Below are 14,997 nucleotides of genomic sequence, written 5' to 3' on the forward strand. Positions count from 1 at the left end.
AACCGGGTGGCTCGGTTGCGCCGGGGTGCGACTCGCTCCGCGAGTCGCCTACTATGTCGGCCACTCGCTCCGCGGGTGACACTCCGCGCGTCCCGTGCCTTTGGGTTGACATCGTGGCGCCGGGGCGCGACTCGCTCCGCGAGTCGCCCACTTTGGGTCATGACGCCCGCAGCGCGGCGGAGTCGGCGACGCCCAGGTTCTGGTAGATCTGCCGCGTCGCGTCCGACTTGTTGAGCGTGTAGAAGTGGATGCCGCGGACGCCGTTGTGCAGCAGGTCGGCGCACTGCTCCGTGGCCCAGCTCGTCCCGACGCGGGCGACCGAGGCGTCGTCGGCGCACCGGCTCACCGCGCGCATCAGTTTCGCGGGGACGCGCGCCCCGAGCGCGAACTGCGCCATGCGGACCATGCCAGCCTTCGAGGCGATCGGCATGATGCCCGCGAGGATGGGCACCTTGATCCCGGCCAGCTCGCACCGCTCGCGGAAGTCGTAGAAGTCGCGGTTCTCGAAGAACAGTTGCGTGCAGATGTAGTCGGCCCCGGCGTCTACCTTCCGCTTGAGGTGGTCCATCTCCTGGAGCCGGTTGGGGCACCCGGGGTGCCCCTCGGGGAACCCGGCGACGCCGATGCCGAACCCGCGGGGGTCGGGCGCGTTGGTGCGGCTCCGGACGAACCGGACCAACTCGTCGGCGTACTTGAAGGCGTCCTTCGAGCGGTCGTAGTTCGGCATCGTCCGCGGCGGGTCGCCGGCGAGCGCGAGGATGTTCTTGATCCCGCTCGCCGCGTACCGGTCGAGGATCGCGGTCATCTCGCTCAGTTCGTGGCACACGCACGTGAGGTGCGACACGGCGACGAGGTCCGTCTCCTTCTGGATGCGGACGACCAGGTCGTGGGTGCGGTCGCGGGTCGAGCCGCCCGCGCCGTAGGTCACCGACACGAACGACGGCTGGAGTTCTTGGAGCGACGCGATGTTCCGGAACAGCTCCTCGCTCGCCGCGTCGGTGGCCGGCGGGAAGAACTCGAAGCTGAACGTCGTCCGGTGCCCGGCGAAGATGTCCTGGATGTGCATGTGCTACCCGTGGAACGCGAGAGTTTCCCGTGTTATACCGCGCCGCCGCGGCGCGCCCAAGCCGTGCCTTTCGCCGCCCCGAACACCGGGTACAATGCGGCGACCACCTTCCCACCGCCCGGAACCCGAGGTTCCCGTGTCCCGATTGCTCCTCACCCTGTCGGCGCTGGTTGTCGGCCCGGCGCTCGCCCTCGCGCAGCCCGCCAAACCCGCACTCCGGGCCGGTGCGTTCGCCCAGGACGTTACCCCCGTTAAGTTCCCGGTGTCAGTAAACGGGGGCTTCTCGGACCGAAAAGCTGCTTCGGCGCGAGACCCGCTCCACGCCCGGTGCCTCGTGCTCGACGACGGCACGACGAAGCTCGCCCTCGTGGTCGTCGATAGCTGCATGGTCCCCCGCGAACTGCTGGACGCCGCGAAGGCGCTGGCCGAGAAGAAGACCGGCATCCCCGCGGCCAACATCATGATTTCGGCGACGCACACCCACACGGCCCCGAGCGTCGCCGGCGTCTTCCAGAGCGACCCGGACCCGGCCTACGCTGCGTTCCTCACGGAGAAGATCGCCGCGGGAATCGACAAGGCCCATGCGAATCTTGTGCCCGCGAAGGCGGCGTGGGCCGTCGGGCACGAGCCGAACCACGTCTTCAACCGGCGGTGGAAATTGAAGGCCGGGGTGCAGAACCCCGACCCGTTCGGCGGCACGTCCGACCGCGTGAAGATGAACCCGCCGCGGCAGAGCCCGGACCTCGTCGAACCCGCCGGGCCGACCGACCCGGGCGTCACCGTGCTGGCAGTCCGCACCGCGGACGACAAGCCGCTCGCGCTGTTCGCGAACTACTCGCTGCACTACGTCGGCGACGTGCCGCCGCTGTCGGCCGACTACTTCGGCGCGTTCGCGGAGGTCGTGGCGCAGAAGCTCAAGGCGGGCGGCGACTTCGTTGGCGTGCTCTCGAACGGCACCAGCGGCGACGTGAACAACATCGACTTCAAGGAGGCCCCGCCGAAGCTCCAACCGGGCGAGCGGTCGCGGCTCGTGGCCGAGGCGGTCGCCGACGCGGCTCTGAAGGCGCTGGAGCGGGCCGAGTACCGGGCCGACGTGTCGCTCCGCACCGCGGGCACGGTGATCGAACTCCCGGTGCGCAAGCCGACCCGAGACGAGGTGACGCGAGCCGAGGGGATTCTCGACAGGGCCAAGGGCCGCGAGTTGAAGGGGGCCGAGGAGGTTTACGCCCGCGAGTCGGTGAAGATGGCGGCGTACCCGGACACCGTCTCGGTCCCGCTCAACGCCTACCGCATCGGCGACCTGGCGGTCGCGGCGGTCCCGTGCGAGGTGTTCACCGAGATCGGGCTCACCGTGAAGAAGAACAGCCCGTTCAAGCCGACGTGCGTGGTGTCGCTCGCCAACGGGTACTACGGCTACCTGCCCACGCCGGCGCACCACGCGATCGGCGGGTACGAGACGTGGCGCGCCCGGTCGAGCTTCCTGGGCGTGAAGGCGTCGGACGAGATCGAGGCCGCACTCGCCGCGCTGCTGAAGCAGGTGAAGTGACGGGAACGGTGTTGTCGAAGTCGTGGAGATCCGCTGGGGGTGGCTGGCGGGCCGCCACGGAGGGCGGCCCCTACAAACCAAAAGCCGATGCCTGGTAGGGGCCGCCCTCCGTGGCGGCCCGCCAACCGGCCACACATTTCTTGGAACCCCGCTAACTGATGTCCTGCTCGCGGAGGACGGCGGCGAGGTCGCGGTGGATGCGGCCGCGGATGAGGAACTCGTCGTCGTCGAGCCACCCGCGGACCGACGGCCCGAGGGCGAACTCGTCGGTCACCACGGACCGCACGACGGCGTCGATGAGCTGCAGCGGCCGCAGGGTGAAGTAACTGTTCGTGGAGCCCATCACGTCGATCGGGCCGAGCCGCTGGAAGATCTCTTCGAGCCTGCCGTGCGCGATGCGGGCCGGGGCGAACCCGAGCGCCTCGGCGTAGGCGACCGCGAGGGGCGTGCGGATGCTCGCGTCCGCGGTCGAGCCGAGGAACAGCCGCTCGCGGGCCTCGTCGAGGATGCGGTTCCCGGCGTCCTCGTGCCCGGCCGTGTACCACCCGCCGGCGAGCCCCACCCGGGCCGGGTCGCGCCGCACGCCGGACTGGCCCGGGTCGAGGAACCGCACGAGGGTCTCGGCGGTCCCCCCCAGGCCGCGCTGGCGGAGGACGCGGAACGCGTGCCCGCACGTCGCGAGGAGCGGCCCGCGGACCCGGTCGCCGCCCGCCACGAGCCGCCGCACGAGGTCCGTGACGAGCCCCGAGGCGCCCGGCTCGAGCAGCGCGGCCGCCGAGAACCCCGCGTTCAGCATCCGCGTCTGGTAGCGCACCAACCGGCCCGGCCGCTCGGCCTCGCCCCAGCGGCCCGACGCGAGCCACGCCTCGCACCAGTCCGTGGCGGCGGGGAGGAGCTCCAGCACGCGGGGCAGGGCGGTGCGGTCGAGCCACGGGGCCACGTCGAGGAGCGTGAACACCACCCGCGGGACGGTGGCCGTGGTGGGGCTGTCGGCGCAGAGCTGGAGCAGCTCGTTCGCCTCGTCCGCGAGCTGGTCGCGGTCCTGGCGGTTGGTGAGGACGAACAGCCGCTCGGCGAGTTCGTCGGTCCCCCAGAACGCCTTGAGGTCGAGCCCGCGGAACGCCCGGACCCGGTCCACGGGCTCCAGGATGCGGGAGTGCTCGCGGAGCCGGTCGACGGCGAACCGGGCCAGTTCGGGGAGCGCGTCGAGCCGGGCCTGCAGTTCGGGCGGCAGGGCCGGCTTGGCCGAGCGGCCCTCCTGCGCGTCGCGGACCCGCAGGAGGAACAGGTCGCCGAGGACCGCGTGCGCGGCCGCCTCGACGCCCGGCCCGGTGATGCGGGAGACGACCTTGCGGGCGCGGGCCGCCCAGTTCTTCGCCTTGGTCCGCTCGCCGAGGCACGCGAGCCCCCACGCGATCATGAACTGCGCGTAGGCGGCGGTGCAGTCCGTCTCGGCGTCGATCCCCGACCACTGGAGCTTCGCGGCCGGGGACCGCGCGGCCATCTTTCCGATCCACCCGATCGCGGGGCCGCGGACCCCCTCGACCCACTCGCGGGCGGCCTGGAACCGCTCGGCCGACGCGGTCCCGTGGAACCGCAGGAACGACGGCTCGTCGAGGTCCAGCCCCGGGCCGCGCGCGGCGAGCCGGGCCAGCACGCGGTCCCGCCACCGGGCGAGGCCGAGCGCGTCGCCGTCGCACACGCGGGCGGCCGCGTACCGCGCGAGCCACGCGGCCCGCACGGGGACGTCGTCGAAGTGCAGGTCGAGGAACGCGAGGAGCCGCGGGAGCGTGGCGACGAACTCCGGGGGCGGGCTCGGCGACAGGCCGATGGCCGCGGTGTACGCCGCCACCACCCGGCCGACGCCGGCCCGCCCGGGCTCGCTCAGCCACCGGTCGAGGCCGCCCACGGTGTCCGTCAGCTTCGCGGCCCGGCACTCGGCCAGGAGCCACTGTTCGAGCCAGTGGTCCGGCGGGGCCGCCACCTCCCACACCGCGTTCATCCAGCACACGGCCGCGTCGGGGGCGTTGCCGGTCGCGGCGTACACCCCGCCCAGTTCCGACCATCGCTCGGCGCGGCCGGTCGGCCCGAGCCCGGGGAGGTGGGTGAACAGGCCCGCCTCCAGGTTCTGGCGGCGGGCGGTCCAGTCGTGGCCGTGCAGGAGGGCGTCGGGCGAGGCCAGTTTCCGCACCACCCGCTCGCGGGCCGGGGTGGGCGGGTCCGGGATCTCCTCCGGGACCGGCGCGGGGGTCTCGTCCGGGGCGGCGCGGGGCTGCCGGACCTTGGCGAACAACTTGTCCAGCGACCGGCGGAGCCAGCTCGTCTCCTCCGGGGGCACCACCGCGACCAACGGGTCCTCGACCGGCGGCGGGGTGGGCTGGGCCTCGGGGAGCGGGAGCAGGTCGCTGGCGACGACGAACCGCCCCAGCGCGAACGGGTCCGTGCGCGGGACCGTCGCGAGCCGCTCGACCGCGGGGGCCTGGTACTCGATCAACTCGTGGACCGGCCGGAAGGCGGCTTCGGCGACGGTCTGCGGGGTCACGCTCCCGTCCGGGTTCGCTTCGACCCACACCACCCACCCGGGGCGCGTCCCGAGAACCCGGGCCAGTTCCCGCACCCGCAGCGCCGGCCGCAGGACGCGGTCCGTCGGGACGAACAGCCCGGGAACCGAGGGCTCGTGGTAGTACCCGGCGACCGGGAGGTGAACCGCGACCGGCGCCCGCTTCCCCTGGACCCGCACGGCCAGGCGGGTGCCCGCCCCGGACCCGACGACCGCCGCCTCCAGGCGAGAGGTCAGCGAGGCATCGGCCGACACGCAGAACGCCCAGAAGTCGGCGACACGGGGGGCGTCGAGGACCCAGAGCGCCTCGCGCTCCGGGGTCGCCCGCGCCGCGAGGGCGAGTTTCAGCACCACCTCGGGGGGGACCGGGGGCGGGCCGGGGCGGGGGGCCGGAACGGCTGCAAGCGGGTACTCGTCCGAGGCCGGGCGGGGCACGGGCCACGCGACCGCGGTCACGGACCGCGGCGGCCGCACGAGGAGGACGCACCCGTCGGGCACCGCGAGGAACTCGGGCACGGGGTGGCGGCGGCCGTGCCGCACCCAGACCCCCGGGGTCTGTTCGGTGAACGCCTCGAACGCACACACTGGTTCCGCGGCCTCGACGAGGAGTTCGGCGGGGGCCTGCGCGGCGGTCACCCACGCCGTTCCCGTTTCGTCGTGGTCCGGGAGCGTGATCCCGGTGCCCCCCCGCGACGACCGGCGGAGCTTGGCGAGGAACCGCGCGAGTTGCTTCTCGGGAACCAGGAACAGGGTCGGGCCGGCCTCGGCTTCCTCGTGGAGCAGTGGGAGGAGTTCGGCCCAGCAGGAGACCGGAGACGTGGGAACGCCCGCGTCGCCCAGTGCCTGGACGCCGACCCGGGCGAGGGACGCAAGTGATTCGCGGGGCAGGGATTCCGCGGTCTGGAGCCACAAGCGGCCGTGGCGGTCGAAGCCGGCGTCGGCGGGGAACTGGGTGATCTCAAGCGGGACGAGGCCGCTCGCGAGGGCGATGCGGAGCGCGTTCAGGTTTGGGAAGAACAGCGCGGGCATGCGTAATTGTAGTGCAAGATTGTGGCCGCGGGCTCAAAGCAGTTCAAAACGCCGGTTGCGTTGCGTTGTGCGTTGTTGGATACAAGGCACTTGGAAGTGGTGTTTTGGAGAGAGGTGCACCGAACGGTGCGGTCGGCAGGATGGAAAAAAGTGTCCCGCCGGAGGCTGTTGCGGCGTCGCCCATTCACCACAACTACCACCCGGCGGGACACTGAAATAATACGCTGCCTAGATTCGGAGAGCAACTCTTTGTGGCGGATTTTTCGTCTCCCCCTCACCCGGAATGTCTGGTTCTCGGACATTGTCCGCCGTGTTGTGTGAGGTGATTCGGCATAAGCTACTTTCCAGCAATCGTTTGCGCAACGTGTAACGGGGGTGCAGATTGCCAGCGAGGTGTCTTCACATCCTTCACACGCAATCCAAAAAATCCTGCGGTACAAAGAAGGGAGGTGAACGCGACCCGATACGTTTGGGGGTGAAACGTGTTCGACGCCCTGGTGATCTCAGACATCCACCTGGGCAGCGACAACTGCCAGGCGCGGTTCCTCACCCACTTCCTCGCGTCCGTCCGCCGCGGGTTCGTCCCCACGCGGCGACTCATCCTCAACGGCGACGTGTTCGACTCGATCGACTTCCGGCGGCTGAAGAAGCACCACTGGAAGATTCTCTCCGAGATCCGAAAGTTATCGGACGAGATCGAGGTCGTGTGGATCAACGGGAACCACGACGGCCCCGCGGAAATCGTCTCGCACCTGCTCGGCGTCGCGTGCGCCGACGAGATCGTGGTGGAGAGCGGCGGGCGGAAGGTGCTGTTCCTCCACGGGCACCGGTTCGATGAGTTCATCTCCCGCTACCCGCTGTTCACCTGGTTCGCGGACCGCCTGTACCACGCCCTCCAGAAGCTCGACAAGACGCACACGTTCGCGAAGTTCGCCAAGCGGAACAGCAAGACGTTCCTCCGGAGCACCCAGAAGATCGAGGCCGGCGCGCTGAAGTACGCGGCGAAGAAGGGGTGCCACGCCGTGTGCTGCGGGCACACCCACCACCCGATCGCGAACACGACCGGGCCGGTCCACTACTTCAACAGCGGGTGCTGGACCGAGAAGCCGTGCCACTACCTCACGCTCCGCGACGGCGTGATCGAACTGGCGCGCTACTCGGAAGAGGTGCCGGACGAGGTCTTCAACCCCCCGGCGTCACTCCAGGAAACCGTCGTGGAGACCCCGACCCTCGTGTGACGGCGACGCGGCTCGCGAGGACGTTTGGCAATCACGCAACAAACCCGGTCGTAGGGCCGGCTGTGCCGGCCGAAGTAGCGCAGAGGGCTCTCGATCCGGCCGGCCCAGCCGGCCCCACGACCGGGTTCTGTGCGGAAGTCCCAAGTCTCACGGCTCCTCGACGCCCTCTTCGCGCGTCTCGGGTGAGGGCGACGGCGGCAGGTCCTCGATCGGCTTCGTCGGGTCGATCAGCAGCCACGCCCCGACGCCCAGGAAGTACACGCACCCGTACATCGTGAAGCAGATCAAAATCCCCTTCTCCCCGGGGTACTTCTTCATGAGCAGCCCGGTGATGAGCAGCGTGGACACCGCCCCCACGAGGTTGCCGAACATGTTCATCGCGCCGGACACGGTCGCCGCGTAGTCCCGACCGATGTCCTGGCACACGGCCCACGCCGGGGCCATGATGAGGTCGTTCATGAACCCCATCAGGATGAGGAACCCGGCGAACAGGAACAGGTTGTCCGGGTCGGTGTACTTCACCCCGGCGGCCGCGAAGTAGCACAGCCCCGCCCCGCCGTACCCGACCATCCCGAACAGCCGCCGTCCCCACTTGCGGTCCCCCGTGCGGCGGATGTAGCGGTCCGAGAGCGTCCCCCCGAGCAGGCACCCGAACATGCCGATGAGCAGCGGCGAGCCCGCGAGCAGGGCGAGCATGATCTTCCCGCCCGGCGTGGAGTTCCACTCCGGGAACTGCCCCTTCATCTCGGAAGGGAGGAAGTACATCAGGAAGTACCAGCAGTAGTTCGTGACCACGTACATGAAGCAGATGGCCCAGAGGTTCCGCGAGCGGACCAGCTTCCCCCACGGGATGCGTACCGGGCCGTGCGACGCGACCCGGCCGGCGTCGATCTCCGCGACCTCGGCCGCGTTCACCCCCGGGTGCTCGGACGGGCGGTTGCGGAAGAAGAAGTAGAACGCCACGCACCAGACCCCCGCCACGGCGGAGAAGAGCCACAGCGCCTGGTGCCAGTCGGCCCCGCCGAGTTCGACGAGCAGCACCCACACGAGCGGCGTGAGCCCGCCCATGAACCGGGCCGACATCCAGATCACCGACTTCGCGAACCCGCGGTCCGCGGCCGGGAACCAGTTGTACAGCGCCTTGGCGATGTTCGGGAACGCCCCTGCCTCGCCGACGCCGAACATGAACTGGATGACGATGAGCGCCGAGAACCCGAGGTACACCCCGAGCAAACTGGTGCCCACGAACCCCGTCAGCGCGACGAAGAGGGTCCACCACACGACGACGCGGAGCAGCGTCGAGCGCGGCCCCCGGGTGTCGCCGAGCCACCCGGACGGGATCTCGAAGATCGCGTAGGCCAACTGGAACGCGATCAGCACCCAGAAGAAGTCGTCCTTGGTCAGCAGGTCCTTCTCGGCGACGGTTTCCCCTGCGGCGATCTTGTGCTGGCGCTGCTGGTCGTTCAGCTCCGCCATGATGGCGTCCTTCGCGCTGCCGTTGGCGGCCCGGTCCATGTAGGTGATCATGGCCAGGAGGCAGAGCATGAACAGGACGACGTATCGGATGCGCGTGGCGCTCTCGGAGGCGGGCAGTGGTGTCATTCCGGGCAACTGGAGAGTGGGAGAACGGTCGGGGAAGTGCCTAATCTAGCGGACCGAACTGCCGACTGGAACGAAAAACGCGGTCGCGACGGGCCGGAATCACTTCTTCGGCGGCACAACCTGACCGACCACGACCTTCCCGCCGGCCAGCCCGACCGAGTACGTCTGGTTCTCGTCCTTGCAGCCGAGGTTCCCCGACCACGTTGCCTGGTTCTGGTTCTGTTGGTCGAACACCTCGATCCGCTTCACCGTCGGTCCCGGAATGAACTCGCGGAGGGTTTCGCCCGCGAGGAGGACCGTCGGCTTGCCGCGCCGGACCTGGCCGTTGACGACGACCATTTCTTGAACAACGATCGCCTTCCCGGTGTCGTTCTTGATCGTGAACCAGTTCGCGGAAACGGTTCCGGTGCCGCAGAAGAAAACGGCGGAGGTGAGCAGCGCGTGGAGGAAGGATTGTGATGCGGCGAACATCGGAAATCCCGTCCTGGTTGGCACTTGTGAGCGGAACGCGCAGCCGCGGGCTGCGCGTAGAGTTCCGCCGATTGCCCTGGGACGCGGTTCCGGGCCGGACTTGCGCGAAGAAAACCGACTCGCTGAGAAAATGCCCGCGGGGGCAGTCACGCGGCCGTCTGGCGGTCGGTCTTCGCGCTGCGAACCGAGGTCTCGAACTCCTTGACCGCGTCCACCGCGAACGGGATCGCCGGCCCGGTCCAGTCGGTCATGTTCGCGGTGTACCCCGCCTTCACGCCGGCCTGGGTGACGTGCGCGAGCAACGCGCCACGCACGCAGAGCTTTTGCGCCGCGAGCTTTGCGTCGTACTCCTGCAACCGGCGGTGCAGCTCGTGCCCGTTCGACGGGAGGCTCGTCGCCGACTTCGGCCCCTCGACCTTCGCCGCCTCCTTCACAACGGGCTGGGGCTTCTCCTCAACCACGGGCACGGGCTCGGGCTTCGGCGGGCTGGTGACCTTGGGTGCCCTGGGCGGGGCGGCCACGGCCGCTTGCGGCTGCGCCTTCGCCCTGGGAAGCGCGAACGCCGGCAGTTGCGGAGGGTTGGAGAGTTGCTTCTTCACCGGGTCGTAATCGACCCACTGCGCCGGCAGGCGGTAGAGGTAGCGGCCGATGCCGAACTTCACCGCCGCACGCTTCAGCGCGTCCGACACGGCGGCCTTGACCCGGTCGCCGGAGTCGGGCTGTTCGCTCGGCGAGCCGACGTCCGTCTTGGTGATCCACCGGCCGCCGAGCTTGAGGCGGAGCCGACAGACGACGGAGCCGTCGGGGAGGAAGTCGTAGCTGTCCTGCCAGTTCTCGACGCCGAGAACGTCGTCGAGCCGGTCCTGGATCAGCCGCGCGTCGATGTAGCCCATCGCGAGGGCGCGGTTGTTCTTGACCATCTGGGGCTTGAACTTGACCTCTTTCGGCTCGAACGGTTCCGAAAGGGCGGCCGCGATGGCCTGGAGTTGCGGGTCGCGTTGAACGGTCACTTCGGGGCTCGTCACGGTACACCTCCATCGGGTAGTTGGTGATGGGTGCAGTGTACAGTTGTGTGCACTACGGGAACGATGTCGGTTGGGAGAAAAGCAGAGGGCCCGCCCGGTGTGCCGAGCGGGCCCTCGATCTCTGGTTTACTCGGTCGAACTCCAACGCCTCACGCGGGCCGCCACGGAGGGCGGGCCATACAGATCCGCTTGGTTTGTAGGGGCCGCCCTCCGTGGCGGCCCGCCAATTACCTCGAGCCGATCTTCGTCGGCTTCCGACCTCGCGTTAGCGGCTCAGCTTGTCGCCACCGGGCGGCGGCGTTTGACCGACGGTCGCCATCGCCAGCGACAGGAAGTCGGTCGCAATTTTCTGCACCTGGGCGTCAACGGCCGCACACGCCGCGTCCCACTCGGCCTGCGGGGTGCCCGGCTTCCACGGCTCGGAGGCGACCTCCATGTACGCCTTCGCCTTCGGCTCGGTCCCGCTCGGCCGCAGACAGACCTTGGCCGAGATGCCGCCGGTGCCGCCGAGCCGGAAGATCAGGAAGTTCCGGGCGGCCCTGTCGGTGTCGCCCTTGAACGGCCCCATGCGGCCCGCCTCGTCATGTAGGTCTTCGACGCTCGCGACCGGCAGCCCACCGATCGTCCTCGGCGGCGACTTCCGCATCGTGTCGAGCATCCGGGCCATGTTCACCTTGCCCTCCAGCCCGGTCATCACGATGTTCAGCAACTCGTTCCGGTAGTACCCGTACTTCCGGTTGAGGTCGTCGAGGTAGTCGACGAGCGTGCGGCCCTGGCGCTTTTCGAAGAGGGCCGCTTCTGCGAGCAGCAGCACCGCACACGCCGAGTCCTTGTCGCGGATGCCGGGGGTCGCCAGGACGCCGTGGCTCTCTTCGGTGCCGATGAGGAAGTCGGCGGCCGTCGCCTTGATCTCGCCGTACTGCCCGTTCGCTTCGAGCTGCGCGATCACGTCGGCGTGGTACTTGAACCCGACGAGCAGGTCGTTGACCACCTGGACGCCGAACGAGCGCCCGATCCGGGTGATTTGACCCGTCGTCACCTCGGTCGTGACGACCACCGGGGAAGGGGGGAGCGACCCGGCCCGTGCGAGCTGCGACACCTTGAAGTGCGTGAGCAGTGCGGCGATCTCGTTGCCGGTAATGAAGCGGTAGCTGCCCTTGCCGTCGACCTGCGTGTTCGCGAGCCCGCCGATGCGGTCCGCGTCCGGGTCGGTCGCGAGGACGAGGTCGGCCCCGCGGTCCCTCGCGAGCTTCTCGGCCCGGTCCATACAAGCGGGGAGTTCGGGGTTCGGGTACCCGGTCACGTTCGGGAACTGGCCGTCGGGCGTCGCCTGTTCGGGAACCGCGATCGGCCGGAACCCCTGGGCTTCGAGCACCTCGCCGGCGCAGAACCCGCCGCACCCGTGGAGCGGGGTGAACACGACGCGGATCTCGTCGTTCTTCGGCGGCGGAACGAGGCTCTCCTTGCGGCACAGCTCGATGTACGCCCGGTGCGGCGCGTCCGCGAGGAAGTGGACCTTCCCGCCGCGGACCGCCTCGGCGAATGCGACGTGCTTGATCGCCGTCACCTGGTCGACGAACTCGCTCATGAGCTGGTCCTCGGGCGGGACCGGCTGCGCACCGAGGTCGTTGTAAAACTTGGACCCGTTGTCGTCGGGCGGGTTGTGGCTGGCGGTCATGTTGAGCCCGCCGTGCGCCCGCAGGTAGCGGATCGAGAACGACAGCTCGGGCGTCGCGACGTACCGCTTGCTGTCGGGGGCGAGGATGTGCGAGTGGACGCCGTTCGCGGCGTACACCCCTGCGGCGTACTGGCAGAACTCGCGGCTGGAGAGGTGCAGCACCGGGTTCGGCAGGTCCGGGTTGTACACCTTCCGCTTGTCCTCGAACTGCCGCACGTCGAACGCGAGGACCACCTGGAGCGGGTTCACGCCGGGGAACCGCTGCTTGAGGTAGTCGCAGTGGCCCTGGACGCTCGCGCCGAGGGTCCACAGGTTCATCCGATTCGGCCCGATGCCCACCGCCCCGCGGCGGCCGCCGGTGCCGAACGGCATGATCTGGTAGAAGGAGTCGAGCAGCACCGACCACTTCGCGTTCGCGACCAGCCACTCGATCTGGGGCCGGTACGCGGCGAAGTCGGCGTGCGTGAGCCAGGTGCCGAGGTTCGCCAGCCCCTTCTCCTTGAGAGCGGCGTCGGCGTCGATGGCGGCGAACCCGGTGCGGGCGGCGGCGAGCAGATCCATGTGTGGTCTCCGAGAACCAGGGGCACGTGGGAGATGTCTTATCCACGAAGCCCCGCCCCCGTGAGGGTGGGCCGGCGGTATCATGGCCTGAAACGCGCGTTCGGAGAGGTGTGCCGTGCAGTTGACCTTCGAGTTCGATGTGGTCGTGGTGGGGGCCGGGCACGCCGGGACGGAAGCGGCGATGGCCGCCGCGCGCCTCGGCCTGAAGACGTGCCTGCTGACCATGAACGCCGACGCCGTCGCGCAGATGAGCTGCAACCCGGCGATCGGCGGGGTCGCCAAGGGCCAGATCGTCCGCGAGATTGACGCGCTCGGCGGCGTGATGGGGAAGTGTACCGACGCGAGCGGCATCCAGTTCCGGGTGCTCAACGCCTCGAAGGGGCCGGCGATGCACTCGCCGCGCGCCCAGTGCGACAAGAAGCTGTACCAGTTCACGATGAAGCGGTGGGTCGAGGAGCAACCGAACCTCACGCTCCGTCAGGAACTCGTCGAGGGGCTGCTGCTGGAAGAACGGGGATCGGGGATCGGGGATCGGGGATCGGAAGAAATGTCGGGCGGGCTTCCTGACCCCCGACCCCCGACACCCGACTCCCGACTCCGGGTCACCGGGGTCGTCGCCCGCGGCGACACGCTCTACCGGGCCGGGGTGGTCATCCTCACGACCGGGACGTTCCTCAAGGCCATCATGCACACCGGCGAGGCGAAGACCGTCGGCGGCCGCGCCGGCGACAACTCCGCCGAGGGGATGAGCGACAGCCTCGCGAGCGCCGGGTTCGAGCTGGCCCGGTTCAAGACCGGCACCCCGTGCCGGCTCAACGGCCGCACCATCGACTTCTCGAAGTGCGAGGTGCAGCCCGGCGACGTTCCCCCGCGGCCGTTCAGCTTCTCCACTGAGAAGGTCACGGTCCCGCAGGTCGTTTGCCACTCCACGACGACGACGCAGGCGGTTCACGACTTGATCCGGGCGAACCTGCACCGTGCGCCGATGTACTCGGGGCAGATCTGCGGCCGCGGCCCGCGGTACTGCCCCTCTATAGAGGACAAGGTCGTGCGGTTCGCGGACAAGGACTCGCACCTCGTCTTCCTCGAACCGGAGGGGCTGAACACGCGGGAGTACTACTGCAACGGCATCAGCACCAGCCTCCCGAAGGACGTGCAGGCCGCGATGCTGAAGCTGATGCCGGGGCTGGAGCACGCGGAGGTCATGCGCTGGGGGTACGCCGTCGAGTACGACTACGCGCCGCCGACGCAGTTGCACCCGACGCTGGAGACGAAGCCGGTCGCCGGCCTCTACTTCGCCGGGCAGATCAATGGGACCACCGGGTACGAAGAGGCCGCCGCACAGGGGCTGATGGCCGGGCTCAACGCCGCCCTCAAGCTGAAGGGCGAAGCGCCGCTCGTGATCGACCGCAGCCAGGCGTACATCGGCGTGCTCATCGACGACCTCGTCACCAAGGGCGTCGACGAACCGTACCGCATGTTCACGTCGCGGGCCGAGTACCGGCTGCTGCTGCGGCACGACAACGCGGACCGCCGGCTCACCGCGATCGGCCGCCGCGTCGGCTCCGTGTCCGACGCCGAGTGGGAGCGCTTCCAACAGAAGGAGCAGGGGATCGCCGCCCTCCAGCAGACCCTCAAGCAGACCCGGAGCGACGGCGACTCGCTCGAGACGTGGCTCCGGCGAACGAGTGTCGAGTGGGCCGCGCTGTGCGAGCGGCACCCGGCACTGCGGGCGTGGGACGCGCGGCCCGACGTCGTCGAGCAGGTGGTGATCGAGGCGAAGTACAGCGGGTACGTCGGCCGGCAGGCCGTCGAGGTCGAGCGCTTCAAGCGGATGGAGGACCGCCGCATCCCGCCGCAGTTCGACTACGCGGCGGTCCCGCAACTGCGGGTGGAGGCGCGGGAGAAGTTTAGCCGCGTTCGGCCCGCGAGCGTGGGTCAGGCGGGCCGCATCAGCGGCATCACCCCGGCGGACCTCGCAGTGCTGTTGTTTTATCTCGAATGAGTGGTTATGGGGGCTTCGCCCGCAGGGGAAAGCCGGGAAACCGGAGCAACCCTGGGGGCACGAGGGGCCGCCGCAAGGGCGTGCGGCCCCGCGAGCACGACGTCGCGGCCGGAAATTTCCCCCTCCGGCGGCGCGGCCGAGCGGCACGGCATCATCGGCGGCACGGTCCGCCGCAGGTTTCTCCGACCCGCCATTTGACCCGGCCTGGGAAAATGG

At 69.5% G+C, this 14,997-nt stretch carries 9 protein-coding genes; 3 read left to right on the forward strand and 6 right to left on the reverse strand.

Features of this window, described 5'->3' with window-relative positions; genetic code table 11:
• Positions 1-157: 157 nt before the first annotated feature.
• Complete coding sequence (gene metF, locus ACTIGN_RS00215) at positions 158-1,066, reverse strand: methylenetetrahydrofolate reductase [NAD(P)H] (RefSeq protein WP_439620296.1); 909 nt, start codon at positions 1,064-1,066, stop codon at positions 158-160.
• A gap of 136 nt (positions 1,067-1,202) precedes the next feature.
• Here metF and ACTIGN_RS00220 point away from each other — a divergent pair, with 136 nt between their 5' ends.
• Positions 1,203-2,612 (forward strand): hypothetical protein, encoded by a 1,410-nt coding sequence (locus ACTIGN_RS00220; RefSeq protein WP_439620298.1) that lies wholly within the window; start codon positions 1,203-1,205, stop codon positions 2,610-2,612.
• 151 nt (positions 2,613-2,763) lie between these two features.
• Here ACTIGN_RS00220 and ACTIGN_RS00225 read toward each other — a convergent pair whose 3' ends face one another.
• Positions 2,764-6,201 (reverse strand): hypothetical protein, encoded by a 3,438-nt coding sequence (locus tag ACTIGN_RS00225; RefSeq protein ID WP_439620300.1) that lies wholly within the window; start codon positions 6,199-6,201, stop codon positions 2,764-2,766.
• A 482-nt stretch (positions 6,202-6,683) separates the two neighbouring features.
• Here ACTIGN_RS00225 and ACTIGN_RS00230 point away from each other — a divergent pair, with 482 nt between their 5' ends.
• Complete coding sequence (locus tag ACTIGN_RS00230; protein ID WP_439620301.1) at positions 6,684-7,439, forward strand: UDP-2,3-diacylglucosamine diphosphatase; 756 nt, start codon at positions 6,684-6,686, stop codon at positions 7,437-7,439.
• Positions 7,440-7,586: 147 nt separating this feature from the next.
• Here ACTIGN_RS00230 and ACTIGN_RS00235 read toward each other — a convergent pair whose 3' ends face one another.
• The 4 genes from ACTIGN_RS00235 to ACTIGN_RS00250 form a co-directional block, all read right to left on the reverse strand.
• Entirely contained in the window at positions 7,587-9,041 is a 1,455-nt protein-coding gene (locus ACTIGN_RS00235; RefSeq protein ID WP_439620303.1) for an MFS transporter, read from the reverse strand.
• 99 nt (positions 9,042-9,140) lie between these two features.
• Positions 9,141-9,512: a hypothetical protein gene (locus ACTIGN_RS00240; protein WP_439620304.1), complete on the reverse strand. Its 372-nt coding sequence runs from the start codon at positions 9,510-9,512 to the stop codon at positions 9,141-9,143.
• A gap of 146 nt (positions 9,513-9,658) precedes the next feature.
• The gene (locus ACTIGN_RS00245) at positions 9,659-10,537 is read right to left on the reverse strand and encodes a Rad52/Rad22 family DNA repair protein (protein WP_439620306.1); all 879 of its coding nucleotides are present in this window, start codon (positions 10,535-10,537) and stop codon (positions 9,659-9,661) included.
• Between the two features lie 265 nt (positions 10,538-10,802).
• Complete coding sequence (locus ACTIGN_RS00250; protein ID WP_439620308.1) at positions 10,803-12,776, reverse strand: phospho-sugar mutase; 1,974 nt, start codon at positions 12,774-12,776, stop codon at positions 10,803-10,805.
• A gap of 115 nt (positions 12,777-12,891) precedes the next feature.
• Here ACTIGN_RS00250 and mnmG point away from each other — a divergent pair, with 115 nt between their 5' ends.
• Entirely contained in the window at positions 12,892-14,781 is a 1,890-nt protein-coding gene (gene mnmG, locus ACTIGN_RS00255; protein ID WP_439620310.1) for a tRNA uridine-5-carboxymethylaminomethyl(34) synthesis enzyme MnmG, read from the forward strand.
• Positions 14,782-14,997: the final 216 nt, after the last annotated feature.

Origin of the sequence: Gemmata sp., assembly GCF_051859125.1 — a bacterium.
GTDB lineage: Bacteria > Planctomycetota > Planctomycetia > Gemmatales > Gemmataceae > Gemmata.